This window comes from Flavobacterium sp. (genome assembly GCF_049318185.1).
Classification (GTDB): Bacteria; Bacteroidota; Bacteroidia; order Flavobacteriales; family Flavobacteriaceae; genus Flavobacterium.
In genome coordinates this window covers 1-17,616 of record NZ_JBMOGV010000011.1, presented here as the reverse complement: position 1 = coordinate 17,616, position 17,616 = coordinate 1, and the positions used below count along the sequence as shown (strand labels likewise).

The window sequence follows — 17,616 nt, the reverse complement described above, 5'->3', positions numbered from 1 at the left end:
TTTAATTGTTACTCTACCCAAGATTTATAATATTGACCGTCGTCTAATCCTATGGCTTCTTCAGTTACCATTAATGGGCGGAATGTGTCTACCATAACGGCTAATTCCTGTGTTACGGTTTGACCGATGCTACGTTCCATTGCTCCGGGTGCTGGTCCGTGTGGAATTCCTTTCGGATGTAATGTAATATGACCTTGTTCGATATTATTTCTTGACATAAAATCGCCATCAACGTAATACAAAACCTCGTCGCTATCGATATTGCTGTGATTGTATGGAGCCGGAATCGCTTTTGGATGGTAATCATACAACCTAGGGCAGAACGAACAAACCACAAAAGTAGCTGTTTCAAAAGTTTGGTGCACAGGCGGCGGCTGGTGCACACGACCCGTTATGGGTTCAAAATTATGAATGCTGAATCCATATGGAAAATTGTATCCATCCCAACCAACAACGTCAAAAGGATGCGTGGCATAAACCATTTCGTGTAGCATCCCTTCCTTTTTGATTTTTATTGTAAAATCGCCCTTTTTATCGTGTGTTTCTAATTCGGTGGGCAATTTGAAATCGCGTTCGCAAAAAGGGGAGTGTTCTAAATGTTGGCCTGATGCGTTTTTGTATCGTTTTGGAGTATAAAATGGTGCATACGACTCGACATAAAACAATCGGTTATCTTCGGTTTCGAATTCAATTTGGTAAATCATTCCGCGTGGAACGATAAGATAATCTCCATATTCAAATTGGATATTTCCCATCATAGTGCGGAGTTTTCCTTTTCCTCTATGGATAAAAATCAGTTCATCGGCATCGGCATTTTTGTAGAAATAGCTTGTTAATGATTTTCTTGGCGCTGCCAATCCGATAATACAATCGCGGTTAACAAGCATTGCTTTTCTGCTGTCTAGAAAATCATCTTCGGGTTTTAATTCGAAGCCTTTTAGAAGTAACGATTTGATGTTTTTACCAATAGCAATTTTTGGTTCTACTGAGTATGACTTGTTTATTTCCTTGACTTGAGTTGGTCTGTAAGTGTGATATAGCAATGAAGAATGCCCATGAAACCCTTCAGTTCCAAAAAGCTGTTCATAGTACAAACCCCCTTTTGGTTTTTCAAACTGTGTGTGTCTTTTGGGCGGAATATTTCCTAGTTTATGATATAATGGCATAGTATTTTTAATTTGAAAATTTGAAAATGAGATAATTTGAAAATGGGTTCAAATTAATATTTATTCGTATTAAAAAAACTCATTCAGGATTTCTCTTGATGAGGAATTTAAGGTGAGCTAATAGATTATCCCATTTTTTCATCTAACAAATATCGGAAAAATATAACTTTTAGAAATAATAATTACCAATTTTTAACAAAAAAAGGATTAAAGAGCGAACCCATTAATCCTTTCTGTATTTTAATTTTAAGCTCTCTTATTCGTTGGGATTATTCAGTCTACTATTTTTCTTGCTGTAGCCAAAATAAACAACAAAACCGATAGCTAACCAACCTATAAGTCTTAACCAGTTTGTCCAACCTAATCCGTAAATCATGGCTAGGCAAACTAAAATACCTAATATTGGAACAAAAGGTACAAATGGTGTTTTGAATTCACGTTTCATATCAGGCTCTGTTTTACGCAATACAATTACAGATATACAAACTAAGATAAAGGCGAAAAGGGTTCCGATGCTTGTCATATCACCAACAATGTCACCTGGAATAAATGCGGCAAACAAACCGACAATTACCATAATTACCAAGTTAGCTTTGTATGGTGTTTTGTATTTTGGATGTATGTCACTGAATGAATTTGGCAATAAACCATCCTTACCCATTGAGTAAAATACTCTCGACTGACCTAATAACATAACTAGGATTACAGACGAGAATCCTGCTAATATTGCCACAGTTACGAACTGTGCTAACCACCCATAGCCCGGCATTGCAGATGTTATGGCATTCGCTACAGACGCTTCTTTCCCGCCATTTCTGAAAAAATCTACGGATTCAAGACCGGTTAATACGTGCGCAAAAAGAATATACAAAATGGTACAGACCGCTAACGAGCCTAAAATTCCGATTGGCATATTGCGTTTAGGGTTTATAGTTTCTTGTGCTGCAGTACTCACGGCATCAAAACCTATGAAGGCAAAGAAAACCGTTCCGGCTGCACCGAGTATTCCCATGATACCACCAAAATTATGACCAACACCATGTTCATCAGTGAATATTGAAGTAGGGGGTATGTAAGGAGTATGGTTTTCAGGCTTGATAAAATGCCATCCGAAAATAATGATCATTACTACAATTGCTACTTTGGCAACAACGATAATTCCATTTACAAAAGCGGATTCTTGTGTTCCTTTTATTAATAATAAACTTATGGCAGCAACGATAAAAAAGGCCGGTAAGTTGATTATTCCACTAACACCATCTGCAGAATGTTGAAAAGGAGAATGACACCATTCATAAGGAATAGGATTCACATGGAGCACATTGACCATCAGATTATTGAGATATTCACTCCAAGCTATTCCAACGGTGGCTGCACCAACCGCATATTCCAAAATTAAATCCCAACCAATAATCCAAGCCAAAAGTTCGCCCATGGTAGCATAGGTATAAGTATAAGCACTTCCTGAAATTGGAATAGATGAAGATAATTCAGCATAACAAAGTCCAGCTAAAGCACAACCAATAGCAGCAACTATAAAACCAATAGTTACTGAAGGACCAGCATTTTGGGCAGCAGCAGTGGCAGTTCTAACAAATAACCCAGCTCCAATGATAGCTCCAATTCCTAGTGCAACAAGTGACCAGGCGGTCAAAGTTCTTTTTAATCCTTTTTCTGATTCTGACGCTTCAGCAAGAAGTAACGCCATAGGTTTTCTTTTCCAAATTGACATAAATAGTTAGTTTAGTTAATAGTTTTTCAAATATAGTTTATTGTTTCAGATAATTAAAAAAATATAGTTTTTTGAGTGTGTTTTATAATTAGAACCAAAATCCAATACTAAAATAAGTATACCCTTTTCTTTGTTCAGGCGACCAAGAATGTTTAATTTCAATTGGACCAATCACAGACTCTAATCCATATCCAATAGCGTATCCGTTATATTTTGGTTTTGATAACCAATTTCCGCTACTGAATAATTCATCTTCTACATTAGCATAATTTGCAGAAAAATTCACGTGATTTTTTTTGTAAAATTCGTAATCAAGCGTAAAGCAAGATTTAATAAAACTATCAGCTGAAACACTTAAAAAATCATAGCCGTAAAAATGTTTGAAGTTATTAATAGTATTAAAACCATATCCGCCAAGTACAAAATCAAAAAAATGAACACTGTCTTTCCCAAAAGCTAATCCTGCATCAGTTTGTATTTTTAATGTTAGTTTTTCATAAAATGTTTTGACTAATCCAATTTCAGCTTTTGCAATAGAATATCGGTTAAAGTCTTTTGTATAGTCAGAAGAATATAGATAAGATTGAATATCACCTGAAAAAAACCATCCTTTTTTTGGAAATAAATTATTGTCAAAAGAGTCATATTTTAGGTAACCAAATACACTACCATATTTGCTGTTTTCAAATGTTGGAGAGATATTACCTAAATTTTCAGATTTAATTTTTAACTGTTTAAATTCTATTCCTGCTCCGATTAAAAATTTTTGAATAAAAACAGTCTGCAAATAAGCTTGATTAGTGAAATCTGAAAAATCGATATTAATAGTGTTTAATCCTAGTTGAGTTAAGATTTCACCATCCTTAAAGTCAGTTGTGAGGTTTCTATTAAATTGATTAAATCTTGATTTCATTCCAAAACTCCAATAAAAACCATTATCTATGTAATAGTCCAAATTATATCTAATATTATCGCCAAGGGCAATATCTAGTGAGACAACATCATTCTTAAAAAGTGATTTTTTTTGAGTTAAATTTGCTAAGAGAGCACTTTTATATAAACCATCATAATGTAATCCAAATTTTAAAAAGGTCTTATTTGAGTTTTCAGTAAGGTTTAATTTCAACTCATCGGCATCTTGATAACTTTTGAGTGTGTAATTTATTCTGCTAAAATTTTGAGTGGCATTGATATTATTAATCCCTGTTTTTAAATCATCATAGGTGATTTTATTGCCATTTACAAAACGAAGTTTTCCCAAAACATAGGCTCTAGTATAATTATCAATTTTACTAAGACTAATTTTTTTTATAAATAAAGTATCTTTTTTAACATTTAAATAATTGACTTTGTTTTCTATAGATGGCTTTGTAAGAAGTTTTAATTTTTCTAATTCTAGCATTGTTGCTTCTTCTCCTTTTTTTACAATTTTTTGGCCTTCATTAAAAGAAATTACGCCATAATTAGAAATATCTGGTTTTATATAAATATCTGTAATTTTCTTTTTTTCCTGCATGCTTTTAATCATATCCAAATTGGTTATTTGGACTAAAATCCTTGTGGCATCATTAAGTGATTTCCTATCTTTTAAATCATCTTGAACATCTACTCCAATAATAATATCAGCACCCATATTTCTTACTTCTTCAACAGGATAATTGTTAATGACACCGCCATCAATTAATAATCTCTCATCAATTTCAACTGGAGAAAATAATGAAGGGAATGCTGAGCTAGCTAACATTGCTTGAGCTAAATAACCACTTCGTAAAATAACAGGTTCCCCTTTTTCAATATCTGTGGCAACACATAAAAAAGGTATTGGAAGTTTATCAAAATCTTTAATATATCTCACTTTGTGTGTCAACTTACATAATAAACTATAATTATACATCCCTTTTGAAAGGGCAATAGGAATTCCAATTTTAAATTTATGAAATGGTAATGAAATGGCATATAATTCGTCATTTCGTTTTTCATAAAAACTTTTTGAAGAACGCGGAATATAATCTTGCAACAACTCGTCAAAATTAGTGTTGTAAAAAATAGAATCTATTTGTGTGGCACTATATCCAGAAGCATATAATCCACCAACTACAGCACCCATACTTGTTCCTCCTATATAGTCAATTTTAACGCCTGCTTTTTCAAGAGCTTTTAAAACACCAATATGAGCAAATCCTTTGGCGCCACCACCGCTGAGTACTAGGCCAATTTTTGGGCGGTTTGTTTTTTCTTGTGAATAGGAAGAATGAGTAAACAACAATAAGGCAATAGGCAATAAGCAATAGGCAAAAAAGGATGAGGTTATAGCAACAAAATTACTTTTGGCTAATGGTTTTTGGCTAATGGTTAATGGCTCTTTATACATTTAGGATTTACTAATGTTGTAAAATTCGGAAATTTTTTTTGCTTTTGATACACCTACAACATCAGAAATTTCTTTTTCTGTCGCTAATTGTAATCTTTTAACACTTTTGAAGTGTTTTATCAAGGTCAACATAGTTTTTTCACCAATACCTGGAATGGTTTCTATAGTAGTTTGCAAGGCTGTTTTACTTCGTTTATCTCTATGATGAGTAATTCCAAATCGGTGTGCTTCGTTGCGAAGATGTTGAATAATTTTTAAAGTTTCCGATTTTTTATCTAAATATAAAGGGACTGAATCACCCGGATAAAATAACTCTTCCAATCTCTTAGCTATGCCAATTATAGCAATTTTACCTCGTAAACCTAAATCATCAATGCTTTTTAAAGCAGACGATAATTGTCCTTTTCCACCATCTATAATTATCAGTTGTGGTAATGATTGATTTTCATCCAATAATCGTTTGTATCTTCTATAAACTACTTCTTCCATAGAAGCAAAATCATTCGGGCCTTCTACCGTTTTGATATTAAAATGGCGATAGTCTTTCTTACTTGGTTTTCCATCTTTAAAAACCACACAAGCCGAAACAGGATTTGTTCCTTGAATATTTGAATTATCAAAACATTCAATATGTCTTGGTTCTATGGAAAGGCGTAAATCTTTTTGCATTTGCGCCATTATTCTATTAGTGTGTCGCTCTGGATCAACAATTTGAATTTGTTTCAATTGTTCTAAACGCTGGTATTTTGCATTGCGTTGTGACAGTTCTAGTATTTGTTTTTTATCACCAAGTTGAGGGACGGTTACTTTTAATGAATCGCCAAAATCCAAAGGGAATGGTAAAATAATTTCTTTGGTTATCAAATTAAAACGCCCTCGAAGTTCTACAACGGCTAATTCTAATAGTTCTTCATCGGTTTCGTCCAATTTCTTTTTCAGTTCCAAAGTAAAAGAACGAATAATAGCACCATGAGAAATTTGTAGAAAATTAACATAGGCCATGGTTTCATCAGAAACGATTGAAAAAACATCCACATTGGATATTTTTGGATTTAAAATCGTAGAACGTGATTGGTAATTTTCTAAAACTTCAATTTTTTCTTTGATTTTTTGAGCAGCTTCAAATTTCATTTCTGTTGCCAATTCTTGCATGAGTTTTTTAAAATCGCGCATACTATTTTTAAAGTTTCCTTTCAGAATTTCGCGAATGGCATCCACTTGTTTTTGGTAATTTTCTAGCGTTTCGTATCCTTCACATGGTCCTTTGCAGTTTCCTAGATGATACTCCAAACACACTTTATATTTACTCGATTTGACATTGGCTTCACTTAAATCATAGTTACAGGTTCGTAGCGGATACAATTCTTTTATTAAATCCAAAATTGTATTGACCGTCTTAAAATTGGTATAAGGGCCAAAATATTCCGAGCCATCTTTTACCATTCTTCGAGTTGGAAATATTCTAGAAAACGGTTCTTTTTTGATGCAAATCCAAGGATAGGTTTTATCATCCTTGAGCAAGACATTATAACGAGGTTGTAATTTTTTGATGAGGTTGTTTTCAAGCAACAAGGCATCAGCTTCCGAAGAAACGACAATGTGTTTTATTTCAACAATTTTTTTAACCAAAACATTAGTTTTGGCATTATCGTGAAGCTTGTTGAAATAGGAAGCAACTCTTTTTTTTAAGTTTTTAGCTTTACCTACATAAAGTATTTTTCCTTCTTTGTCATAATACTGATATACGCCAGGATTATTTGGCAAAGATTGTATTTGAAGTTCTAAAGTAGGAGTTGACATTAAGAATTTTTGATTGATTCCAAAGTTATAAAAATTAAAGTACTTTTGAATTATGAATAAAAAGGACTTACGTAAAAAATATAAAGAATTACGTCAGCAACTTTCCGAAGCTGAAGTTGAAGAGAAAAGTTTGGCAATTGCTAACCGTTTGCTACAATCCGATTTTACGCTTAACGGCAGACAAGTTTGGGATAACACTTATTTTCATTTGTATATAACTATTGAGGAGCACAAGGAAATAGATACTGAGTTTATTCTGCAAATTTTAGCGGGAAAGGATAAAGAAATTGTGGTAGCCAAAAGTAATTTCGAAACCCTAGAAATGACTAATTATTTATTAACAGATAACACTAAATTTCAAAAAAATGGATACAATATATATGAACCTGTTGACGGAATTGAAGTGCCCCATTCAAAAATTGATGTAGTTTTTGTGCCATTATTGGCTTATGATAAAAAAGGGAATAGAGTGGGCTATGGCAAAGGATTTTATGATAAATTCCTCTCGAAATGTAGAGAAGATGTTATCAAAATTGGTTTATCTTTTTTTGAGCCTGAAGAGGTTGTTGAAGATGTTAATGAAACCGATATTCGCTTGGATTATTGTGTAACCCCTATTTCTGTTTATGACTTTCAACTATAGTTTTTTAGTAAAAGCTTTTTTGTTAAACACAATTAGAATCCCTACTCCTGTTGAAATAGACATATCTGCAATGTTGAAAATAGCATTAAAAAATTTAAAAGTATGGCCACCCCAAATGGGTAACCATTTCGGGAAATTTCCTTCCAAAATGGGAAAATAAAGCATATCTACTACTCGTCCGTAAAACCACGTTCCATAAGGATTATTTGAAAAAATAGTTGATAAATGACCATAACTATCATCAAAAATTACCCCATAGAATACCGAGTCAATAATGTTTCCAACTGCACCAGCAAAAATTAGCGCAATTGCTACCATTAAATAATTAGAACTTTGTTTTTTGCTAGAATCATATAACCAATATCCAATTCCGAATACAGCAAAAATCCTAAAAACAGTTAAAATTAATTTTCCATACATTCCAGGTATTTTTGTCCCCCAAGCCATTCCTTCATTTTCAATTAGGAGTATTTTGAACCAATTTGCCACATCAACTTGACCCGCTTCACCATAAATAAAATTGGTTTTAATATATATTTTGACGAATTGGTCAACCAATAAAATAATTGCGATGATTAAAATGGAATTTCGTAATGACATCTTTAGGAATTTAATGGCGCAAAAATAGACTTTTTTTCTAAAAAAATAACGCTCCAATTTGGAGCGTCAAATATAATATACGATTAAACTTTTATCGTTGCAAATTTTTTGCTTCGATACTCATGGTTGCATGAGGAACTATTTTCAATCTTTCTTTAGAAATAAGTTTTCCTGTTACTTTGCAAACACCATAAGTTTTGTTTTCTACACGAAAAAGTGCATTTTTTAAATCGCGAATAAATTTTTCTTGACGAATAGCCAGTTGAGAGTTGGCTTCTTTAGACATCGTTTCGCTACCTTCTTCAAATGCTTTAAACGTTGGAGATGTATCATCAGTTCCATTGTTTAAGTCATTCATGTAGGCACTTTTAATCAATTCTAAATCGGATTTTGCTTTTTCAATTTTATTGACAATAATTTCTTTGAACTCTGCTAAATCAGCATCTGAGTATCTCATTTTTTCTTCTACCATAATCTTTCTTAATTATTTAGAAATTAATATTCTTGTTTTTATCTCATCAAATTCTATCTCAGATCCATTTTTCACTTCACTTTCTAAAACTAAAGTTTCAGTCAGTGTTTCCGATTTGATATAGTTTTCGTTTTCTTTTATAGCTTTTGCTAATGTATCATTATTTTGTATATAAACTTTAATTTTATCAGTCACATCAAATCCACTATCTTTTCTAAGGTTTTGAATTCTATTAACTAATTCTCTTGCAATTCCTTCATTTTTCAATTCATCTGTTAGTGTGATATCTAATGCAACAGTAATTCCATTGGCATTAGCTACTAGCCAACCCGGTATGTCTTGAGAAGTAATCTCAACATCTTCGGATGTTAAAATTATACTTTTTCCTGAAATAACAAGTGTTAGCTTCCCTTTACTATCTAATTCGTTGATTTGTTCTGGTGAAAAACTTTGTATCTCTTTGGAAATCAATCCCATATCTTTTCCAAATCGTGGCCCAAGCGCTTTGAAATTTGGTTTAATTTGCTTTACTAAAACACCCGATGCGTCATCTAAAAGCTCAATTTCTTTAACGTTTACTTCGGCTTTTATTAGGTCGGAAACTGCTTCAATTTCAGCTCGTTGGTTCTCGTCAAGTATTGGAATTAGTATCTTTTGCAAAGGTTGACGCACCTTTATCATTTCCTTTTTACGGAGCGATAAAACGAGTGATGAAACTGTCTGTGCTTTCATCATTTTGCTCTCCAATGATTTATCAACAAAGTTTTCAACCGAAACTGGGAATTTCGACAAATGTACACTTTCAAATTCTTCTGAATTAGTGGCTTGTGTTAAATCTCTGTAAAGTTTGTCCATGAAAAATGGTGCAATTGGAGCGGCCAGTTTTGCTATAGTTAACAAACAAGTATATAAAGTTTGATAAGCGGCAATTTTATCAGTTCCATATTCCCCTTTCCAGAAACGTCGTCTGCACAAACGAACGTACCAATTACTCAAATTCTCTTGAACAAAATCAGATATTGCGCGAGCTGCTTTGGTTGGCTCGTAATCAGCATAAGCTTCATCAACCAGTTTGATCAAAGTATGCAATTCTGATAAAATCCAACGGTCAATTTCAGGTCTTTCGTTCAACGGAATTTCGGATTCTGAATAATTGAAATTATCAATATTGGCATACAACGAAAAGAACGAATAGGTGTTGTATAAAGTTCCGAAGAATTTACGGCGCACCTCAGCGATTCCCTCCAAATCAAATTTTAAATTATCCCAAGGATTTGCATTTGAAATCATATACCAGCGCGTTGCATCGGGACCATATTCTGCCAAAGTGGTGAATGGGTCAACTGCATTTCCTAGGCGTTTGGACATTTTTTGTCCGTTTTTGTCTAAAACTAATCCGTTTGACACTACGTTTTTGTAGGCAATTTTATCAAAAACCAAGGTTCCAATAGCGTGTAATGTATAAAACCAACCACGCGTTTGATCCACACCTTCCGCAATAAAATCAGCTGGAAAATCTTTGTTCTCGTCAATCTTGTCTTTATTTTCAAAAGGATAATGCCATTGTGCATAAGGCATTGCTCCACTATCAAACCAAACATCAATTAAATCGCTTTCGCGTTTCATCGGTTTTCCTGAAGCGGAAACTAACGTTATTTCGTCAACTACATTTTTATGTAAATCAACTAAATCATAATTGGCTTCATTCATATTTCCAATTTCAAAACCCTCAAAAGGATTTGCTGTTTGAAAACCTGCTGCAATTGATTTTTCGATTTCAGAATATAATTCTTCGACTGAACCAATTAGGATTTCTTCAGTACCATCTTCGGTTCTCCAAATTGGCAATGGAATTCCCCAAAAACGAGAACGAGATAAGTTCCAATCATTAGCATTTTTTAACCAATTTCCGAAACGACCCTCTCCAGTTGCTTTTGGTTTCCAGTTGATGGTTTCGTTTAAATCGAACATTCTGTCTTTGATTTCGGTAACCTTAATGAACCAAGAATCTAACGGATAATATAAAATAGGTTTGTCAGTTCTCCAACAATGTGGATAACTGTGTACGTATTTTTCTACCTTGAAGGCTTTGTTTTCTTCTTTTAACTGAATGGCAATTTCCACATCAGCAGAGCGTTCTGGAGCTTCGCCATCGTTGTAATATTCATTTTTAACATATTTTCCAGATAAATTACCTAATCCTTCAATGAATTTTCCTTGCAAATCTACCAAAGGAACTGCATTCCCGTTTTCGTCAAGAACCAACATTGGCGGTACTTCTGGAGTGGCTTCTTTGGCAACTTTAGCATCATCTGCTCCGAAAGTTGGGGCGGTGTGTACAATACCAGTTCCATCTTCTGTGGTGACAAAATCTCCAGAAATTACTCTGAATGCATTTTCAGGATTTTGATAAGGCAAAGCCAATTTCATTAATTGCTCGTAACGAATTCCAACTAAATCAGCACCTTTATATTCGGCAAGAATTTGGTATGGAATATTTTTATCTCCTTCTTTGAAATTCTCAAAATCATGAGCTTCAGTAGAAGCAAAAAATTCTTTCCCGAATTGTTTCCCGACCAAGTTTTTAGCTAAAATTACCTTTATTGGTCGAAAGGTGTATTGATTGAAGGTTTCTATCAAAACATAATCAATTTTTGGACCAACAGTTAAAGCTGTATTCGATGGCAATGTCCATGGAGTTGTTGTCCAAGCCAAAATATGAATATCACCAAAACCTTGCAAAAAGCTAGGTAGTGTTTCTGCTTTTGCTTTAAACTGCGCTACAACAGTAGTATCGGTAACATCTCTATATGAACCCGGTTGGTTTACTTCATGAGATGATAATCCTGTACCCGCTTTTGGCGAATAGGGTTGAATGGTGTAACCTTTGTATAGTAAATCTTTGTTATAAATTTGTTTAAGCAACCACCAAACCGATTCCATATATTTGGATTTGTAGGTCACATACGGATCTTCCATATCTACCCAATAGCCCATTTTTTCGGTCAAATCATTCCACACATCAGTATAACGCATGACGGTTTTTTTACACGCTTCGTTGTATTCTTCGATGGAAATGGTTTTTCCAATGTCTTCTTTTGTAATTCCTAAAGCGGCTTCTGTACCTAATTCTACTGGGAGTCCGTGGGTATCCCAACCTGCTTTTCGCTTTACTTGGAAGCCTTTTTGAGTTTTATATCGACAAAAAATATCTTTGATAGCACGCGCCATAACGTGATGAATTCCTGGCAAACCATTTGCAGATGGTGGCCCTTCAAAAAAAACATAAGGCGTTGCTCCTTCGCGTGAAGTTATACTTTGTTCAAAGACGTTATTTTTTTTCCAGAACTCCAGCACTTCTGATGCCACAGTGGGCAAGTCAAGTCCTTTGTATTCAGTAAACTTAGCACTCATTTTTATCGGTTTCTTTAATCAGTCTGCGAAAGTAGTAAAATTAAGTTGAAAGTCATAAAGACATAAAGTCAAAAGTTGAAGTTTTGATTTGAATTTAAGAGTATTGTTATTTGCTGACGATGTCTATTTATTTCTTTTCAAGAATTTTTTTGGAAATCTTTTCTACTTCATTTATTAATAAAGGAAAAGCTGGTTCAGCCATTCCAGAATGGTTAAATCCTTGTAGTTCGTATAGTCGAATTTCTTTATTTTTGTTCAGTTTCATCATTCGTAAGAAATAGGCATTTTCTTCGTAACGCCCCAATAATTCCATTTCGCGATCGCCTGTTATGAGCAAAATTGGAGGTGTATCCGCGCGAACAAAATTTATGGGAGCATACTTATCAATAGTGGGTTGTGTGCTTTTTATTCCTTGCTCTTTTCGTATCGTAAAATGTGTAATTACTTGCCCGCTAAATGAAATTAATCCTGCTATTTTCATGGGGTCAATGCTATATTTGGCTAAATAAGACTTGTCCATAACAATAATAGTTCCCAAATAAGCCCCTGCAGAATGTCCGGAAATAAAAATTAGTTTTTTATTACCGCCATATTTTTCAATGTTATTGAATACCCATGAAACTGCAGCCGCCGCATCTTCAATATAGGCCGGTGCACTGACATTTGGAGAGAGTCTATATTCTACAGCAACTATGGCATAGCCTTTATCCATTAATGCTTTTGGAATTTGTTTTTTGCCTTTTGTTAGCCCTCCTCCGTGAAACCAAATGATTGTAGCAAAATCTTTTTTGTTTTCGGGATAATAAATATCTAAAGTACATTGACTTTCAATATACGAATCCTTTTTAGTTATGGTTTCGTCATAATAATGAATGTCGTTTTCCGTATTGTATTTCTGTTGCGCAATGGTAAAAGATACATTTGCAAAAAATAAAAAGATAAATAATTTTTTCATTAAGCTAAATTAATTTTCAAAGGTATCAAAAGTAAAACAATGCAATGCCCATTTTTTTGGGATTCCTTTCAACTAAAAATTTCTTTTAATACCTCAAGAGATTTTGGTTTTTTAAATCCATCTAGATGAATACTGTAATATTCCAAAAGAATTTTTAGTAATATTTGACGTTCTATTCCTGCAAATACTTTTTGGTCGGAATCAAATTTTAAAGCGATTAGTTTTTTAAACAAAAAAGTTTCATGTTCGCTAAGACAACTTGTTCCTAAAAATGGAGTAAAGTAACCTTCTTTCATTTCGAAATGCTTGTTCTCAATCTGTAAAGTGTCAGGATAAAAGCCTAAAAACTTGGTTATTTCTAGTAGTAAAATTATATGGAAGTTTGATGTTTCTTCATGTGTATCGAGCCAAAGCAATGCGGTTTCTAAGAAAGAGAAAAGGCTCTCGTTTTTTTCTTCTTCTTGGATGCTATGATGCAGTATTTCGGATAGAAAAATAACAATAGTACTTTTAATAATATCAGTATTTATGGTTTGATAGGCTGTAGCTAGTTTTATTTCTTTGAAGTGTTCTAGAGTGCCTTTATTTTTGTGACTTGCTTCAATTTCGAGAAGTGTCAAGGGTTGAAAATAGGCAATTTTTTGATTGGATTTTTTGCTAGAAAAAGCACTTTGTACAAAATAGCTTTTCAATCCATCACTTTCGGTAAAGCATTTTACGATGAGACTTTTTTCCTGATATTTGATGGATGAAATTACTATGGCTTTAGTTTTGACTAACATTATCTTACAATCATCACCTTTTTTACAGCAGTTTCTGAAGCGTCTTCTGCGGCGATAAAAATCATGTAAACACCAGAAGCTACCTTGTATTTTCCAAATGCGGTGGTGTCCCATTCAATAGTTCCGCCTTCGGAAGTGGTTTCGTAAACTAAGTTACCCTCAATATCGGTGATTTTAATATTGGCTTTAGAAATTAATCCAGCAATTTTTACGGTTCCAACAAATTCTGGGCGAACAGGATTTGGATATACATAAACATCTTTCAAACTATCGGCAGGTTTAGTTGAATTTCCTTGAAAGGAAACCATCCCTTTATCGGTCGCAAAAAAGATTTCGCCAGTTATGGGATTAATATCAATATCATTGATTACATTACTGGGTAGCGGCGAATTGTCTTTAGTAAAATGATAGATAGTTTCTTGTCCGTTTGATGAAAAAAGAAAGGCTCCAGAGTCAACAGTTCCAATCCATTTTTGATTGGAACCATTAACCACAATATCAGTAATAAATTGTTCGTACAGTAATTCTGAACCTATGCCATTTTCTTCAATAACTATTCGATTCGTTTTCATTTGCTCTGTTTCGTTATAACTACTTGTACTTCCTAGTATTCTTAATCCTTTGGTAGTTCCAATCCATAGTTGACTTCTATTATCAACTGCTAATGCTCTAACATCATTAGTAGGAAGATTACCAACATCTTCTCCAAAAGTTATTTTTTTGAATACGTTTGTATTTTCATTGAATGCAATAACACCATCAGAAACAGAACAAATCCATTTGGTACCATTTTTGTCAATCGTCATTCTTCCCATTATCAGAGATTGATAGTTATTTATGATGTTTTCCATATTGTAGGATTGCCATTGACCGTTTGACCGTAAAACTTTTAAGCCATTTTTTACAAAAGTATTGGTAATCCATAAATCTCCATTTCTATCATAGACAGTGCCATTAATTCTAATACTTATGTTAGGGCCATCAAAAGTTAAACTTTCCAAACCGCTGTTTGATTGGTTAAATAGTGTAGTTGGAATATCGTTTTCTATTTTTAGCAATCCACTATGAAAGGAACTTATATAAACTTGTGTTTCATCATTAGGATTTACTATAATTCTAGATAGTGCTTTTGCTCCCAAAACATCAGATTTCGGAATGTTTAGCCATCCTGATGGAGTATATTTACTTATTCCAAAACTTACAGGTTGTCCAAGATTTAAGTAGCCGTAAGGGTTATAACTGACATCATAACCGCCATAAACTGCCCATAAATTTGATGATGAACCGTTAATGGCAAATATGTAATTTCTCGATGGCCCATTTGGCATGATAAATTCAAAGTTTGTAGGAGCGGTAATTGTTGATGTTAATAAACCATTCTCATTTGTGCCAATAAATATGGTTTCATTTATTACTGTTGCGCAAGAGAAATTAACTTGGGTTGAAGTTATTTGAGAATTTTGGATATGAATAATTTGACTTAATGCTTGGTTATGAATATATACATGATTTAACGAAGTAACAGTTAGATAATTTGCATTAGCTCGAATATCTAGTCCAGCTTGCTCCAAAGAAAAAATTTGTTCAAAAAAGGTGTTATTATATTTGTAGATAATATTATTGGAATTCATTCCAATCAGTTGATTGTTGAAAGTAACAACCCCGATCCAATTGCCAGCATCAAAAACTTGCCACTGAGCAAAATCATTCAAATTAGGATTAGAGATAGCTGCTTTTCTAATGCCATTTAATTGAGTTACTGCATAAATCTCATTATTAAAAATAGCTGTTTGGTAAACTTTTACTTGTTGTCCATTTGGGCCAATAAAATAAGTATCACCAAATTCGAGTGAAGCCAGTTTATATTCCACAATACCAAAATCACATGAAACATAAACTACACCTTCATATTCCATAAAATGATTTATTTTCTTAATGTTTGTAGGGATGTTTTTATTAATAATATCAACCACATTAATTATACTTCCATCGGCATCATTAAAGATAATTATTAATCCGTTTTCATAACCTACAATTGTTTTATTGAAGGTATCGCTGTGATACATTGCAGAAATGGTTTGACCAGATAAACCATTTATTGTGTTGATGGTTTGCAAATCATTTGAAACTAGATTTTTTGAAAATAAAGCATTTTCTGCTGCGGCATAAATTTTATTTCCAGATTCTGAGATGTCTTTGATTTGATTATATGAGAAATAACCCTTCCAATTTGGGTTTGTTTGGGCAAAACCAAATTGAAAAATAATTAGCAAACAAAACAGAACAGATTTTTTCATTTCACTGAATTTGAACTACAAATATAGTGTAAACGAAAAAATTATCGTTTTGGTATTTTACATAAAAAATGCCTTCATTTCTGAAGACATTATTTTGGTTTAGGTTGGTTTATTCTTGAAATTATACTATTCCTTGTGCTAACATAGCATCAGCAACTTTTACGAAACCTGCAATGTTTGCTCCTTTCACATAATCTGTATATCCAGTTTCATCAGTTCCATATTTTATACAAGCTTCATGAATGTTAGCCATAATGTTTTTTAAACGTTGGTCAACTTCTTCAGAAGTCCAACTAAGGCGCAATGAATTTTGAGACATTTCAAGACCTGAAGTGGCAACACCACCAGCATTTGAAGCTTTTCCAGGAGCAAAAAGTATTTTGGCATTTAAAAATGCTGTGATTGCTTCAGGAGTTGAAGGCATATTTGCTCCTTCTGCCACACAAATGCATCCGTTAGCAATTAGGGTTTTTGCTTCATCACCATTTAATTCGTTTTGAGTGGCACATGGAAGTGCAATATCACATTTTACTTCCCATGGTCTTTTTCCAGCTATGTATTTTGCGTTGGGATATTTAGAAACATAATCAGAAATTCTTCCGAAGTTTACGTTTTTGATTTCCATGATATAAGCTAATTTTTCAACATCAATTCCATCAACATCATAAATATATCCAGAAGAGTCTGAAGCTGTAACTACTTTTGCTCCTAATTCTGTTGCTTTTTGAATAGCATATTGCGCTACGTTTCCAGAACCTGAAACAACCACAGTTTTCCCTGTGAAACTATCGCCTTTTGTGGCTAACATGTTCTGTGCGAAATATACATCACCGTAACCAGTAGCTTCAGGGCGAATTAACGAACCGCCAAAAGAGATTCCTTTTCCAGTTAATACTCCGGTAAATTCATTTCTTAATCTTTTGTATTGACCAAACATATAGCCAACTTCTCTTCCTCCAACACCAATATCACCAGCAGGAACGTCAGTATCAGCGCCAATGTGTTTAGAAAGTTCAGTCATAAATGCTTGACAGAATTTCATGATTTCGATATCAGATTTTCCTTTAGGGTCAAAATCAGCACCGCCTTTTCCGCCACCCATTGGTAATGTAGTTAAACTATTTTTGAATGTTTGTTCAAAAGCAAGGAATTTTAATATGCTTAAATTTACAGATGGATGGAAGCGAATTCCACCTTTGTATGGACCAATAGCAGAGTTCATTTGAATTCTATAACCACGGTTTACTTGAGTTTTACCAGCATCATCTATCCAAGTTACACGGAACATGATCACTCTTTCTGGTTCGACCATTCTTTCCAAAAGCATTTTGTTTTGGTATTTTTTATTTTGTTCAATAAAAGGAATTACTGTTTCAGCAACTTC

At 33.5% G+C, this 17,616-nt stretch carries 12 protein-coding genes; 1 reads left to right on the top strand and 11 read right to left on the bottom strand.

Annotation, left to right across the window (positions count from 1 at the left end):
- Positions 1-8: 8 nt before the first annotated feature.
- From ACOYLT_RS02210 to uvrC, 4 genes are all read right to left on the bottom strand, one after another.
- Positions 9-1,166, bottom strand: a complete 1,158-nt coding sequence (locus ACOYLT_RS02210; RefSeq protein ID WP_422852208.1) for a homogentisate 1,2-dioxygenase — start codon at positions 1,164-1,166, stop codon at positions 9-11.
- A gap of 256 nt (positions 1,167-1,422) precedes the next feature.
- Positions 1,423-2,898, bottom strand: coding sequence for an amino acid permease (locus tag ACOYLT_RS02205; protein ID WP_422852207.1), 1,476 nt, complete (start codon positions 2,896-2,898; stop codon positions 1,423-1,425).
- An 88-nt stretch (positions 2,899-2,986) separates the two neighbouring features.
- On the bottom strand, positions 2,987-5,269 hold the full coding sequence (locus tag ACOYLT_RS02200) for a patatin-like phospholipase family protein (protein WP_422852206.1): 2,283 nt from the start codon (positions 5,267-5,269) through the stop codon (positions 2,987-2,989).
- On the bottom strand, positions 5,270-7,069 hold the full coding sequence (gene uvrC / locus ACOYLT_RS02195; protein ID WP_422852205.1) for an excinuclease ABC subunit UvrC: 1,800 nt from the start codon (positions 7,067-7,069) through the stop codon (positions 5,270-5,272). It lies immediately after the preceding gene.
- A 52-nt stretch (positions 7,070-7,121) separates the two neighbouring features.
- Between uvrC and ACOYLT_RS02190 the strand changes: the two genes are divergently transcribed.
- Positions 7,122-7,712: a 5-formyltetrahydrofolate cyclo-ligase gene (locus tag ACOYLT_RS02190; protein ID WP_422852204.1), complete on the top strand. Its 591-nt coding sequence runs from the start codon at positions 7,122-7,124 to the stop codon at positions 7,710-7,712.
- Here ACOYLT_RS02190 and ACOYLT_RS02185 read toward each other — a convergent pair.
- The 7 genes from ACOYLT_RS02185 to gdhA all read right to left on the bottom strand — a co-directional run.
- Positions 7,707-8,312 carry a lipoprotein signal peptidase gene (locus tag ACOYLT_RS02185; protein WP_422852203.1) on the bottom strand — a complete coding sequence of 202 codons (606 nt, stop codon included), beginning with the start codon at positions 8,310-8,312 and terminating at the stop codon, positions 7,707-7,709. The genes ACOYLT_RS02190 and ACOYLT_RS02185 overlap by 6 nt on opposite strands.
- 91 nt (positions 8,313-8,403) lie before the next feature.
- Positions 8,404-8,784, bottom strand: a complete 381-nt coding sequence (locus ACOYLT_RS02180) for a TraR/DksA family transcriptional regulator (RefSeq protein WP_422852202.1) — start codon at positions 8,782-8,784, stop codon at positions 8,404-8,406.
- A gap of 12 nt (positions 8,785-8,796) precedes the next feature.
- Positions 8,797-12,198: an isoleucine--tRNA ligase gene (gene ileS, locus ACOYLT_RS02175; RefSeq protein ID WP_422852201.1), complete on the bottom strand. Its 3,402-nt coding sequence runs from the start codon at positions 12,196-12,198 to the stop codon at positions 8,797-8,799.
- Between the two features lie 127 nt (positions 12,199-12,325).
- Positions 12,326-13,153, bottom strand: a complete 828-nt coding sequence (locus tag ACOYLT_RS02170; protein WP_422852200.1) for an alpha/beta hydrolase — start codon at positions 13,151-13,153, stop codon at positions 12,326-12,328.
- A 68-nt stretch (positions 13,154-13,221) separates the two neighbouring features.
- Complete coding sequence (gene recO / locus ACOYLT_RS02165) at positions 13,222-13,935, bottom strand: DNA repair protein RecO (RefSeq protein ID WP_422852199.1); 714 nt, start codon at positions 13,933-13,935, stop codon at positions 13,222-13,224.
- Entirely contained in the window at positions 13,935-16,232 is a 2,298-nt protein-coding gene (locus ACOYLT_RS02160; protein WP_422852198.1) for a two-component regulator propeller domain-containing protein, read from the bottom strand. Before ACOYLT_RS02160 ends, recO begins: the two co-directional genes overlap by 1 nt.
- Positions 16,233-16,353: 121 nt before the next feature.
- Positions 16,354-17,616: NADP-specific glutamate dehydrogenase (gene gdhA, locus ACOYLT_RS02155; protein ID WP_422852197.1), on the bottom strand; the 1,263-nt coding region annotated here is incomplete at its 5' end.